Source organism: Komagataeibacter kakiaceti JCM 25156 (assembly GCF_000613305.1).
This window is the reverse complement of the sequence record NZ_BAIO01000723.1, coordinates 1-922: the sequence shown is the minus strand read 5'-3', so window position 1 is coordinate 922 and position 922 is coordinate 1. Positions and strand designations below refer to the sequence as shown.

At 63.1% G+C, this 922-nt stretch carries 2 protein-coding genes; one reads left to right on the top strand and one right to left on the bottom strand.

Annotation, left to right across the window (positions count from 1 at the left end; genetic code table 11):
• Window positions 1–339: YjjA family protein (locus JCM25156_RS18320; RefSeq protein ID WP_025814276.1), on the top strand; the 339-nt coding region annotated here is incomplete at its 5' end.
• A gap of 25 nt (window positions 340–364) precedes the next feature.
• Here JCM25156_RS18320 and hemJ read toward each other — a convergent pair.
• The gene (hemJ, locus tag JCM25156_RS18315; protein ID WP_025814275.1) at window positions 365–811 is read right to left on the bottom strand and encodes a protoporphyrinogen oxidase HemJ; all 447 of its coding nucleotides are present in this window, start codon (window positions 809–811) and stop codon (window positions 365–367) included.
• Window positions 812–922 lie beyond the last annotated feature (111 nt).

Below are 922 nucleotides of genomic sequence, written 5' to 3'. Positions count from 1 at the left end.
ATCGGGTGGCCTGGGCGAAGCGGCGGGGCTGCTTTCGGGCAGCGGCTCAACATCCCCTCCGTCTCCTCGCTCGCCCCATCCAACGTGACCGGCCTGCTGGGCTACTGCGTGGAGAACAACTACCTCAAGGGCAACAGCCCCTCGACACTGCTTTCGTCCCTGAAGCAGAAGGCCGGGTTCGACACCACCGGCAGCCAGTACACCAATGGCCAGAAGGGTATTCTGGACACCGGGAACGGCAACACCTTCTCGCTCGCCACGCTCAGTGGCAACCTCAAGCAGAAGGTCACCACCAAGGTGTGCAACGCGGTGCTGAAGCAGGGTCAGTCCCTGCTCTGATCGTAACGGCTCCGTCCGCCCGTTTTCAGAACGGGCGGACAACCACCATGATGACGATGACCATCATGAGAACGGTCGGCATCTCGTTCGCCATGCGATAGAACCGTTCGGTATGCGTATTGCGGTCATGGGCGAAATCACGCCGCCAGCGCGCACACGCGCCCTGGAACCCCGCCAGCGCCGCCACCGCCGCCAGCTTGGTGAACCACCACCCCGCATGCCAGTCCACCAGCCCCGGAATGGTCGCCAGCGCACCACCGAAGAGGAAGGTGCTGATCATGGCGGGCAGCATGATGAAGCGCAGCAGCCGGTATTCCATGATCTTGAAACGCTCGGATTCCGCTGATCGGGCTGCCACCTGACAGTGATAGACAAACAGCCGTGGCAGATAGAACAGGCCCGCCATCCATGCGATGAGCGACATGATGTGGAACGCCTTGAGCCACAGCATGAAGGGGACCAGCACGGTCATTACGCCCTGTCTCCCGCGCCTTCCTGGGCGGCCAGGATACGGCGGAGCAGCGGCACGAATTCATCCAGATGCGCGATACGCAGCAGGCCGGGCCACGTGGGGGCCGGCAGG

Bases quoted from the DNA above. Each gene is read 5' to 3' on its own strand.
- hemJ (WP_025814275.1), bottom strand. From the start codon at position 811: ATGACCGTGCTGGTCCCCTTCATGCTGTGGCTCAAGGCGTTCCACATC.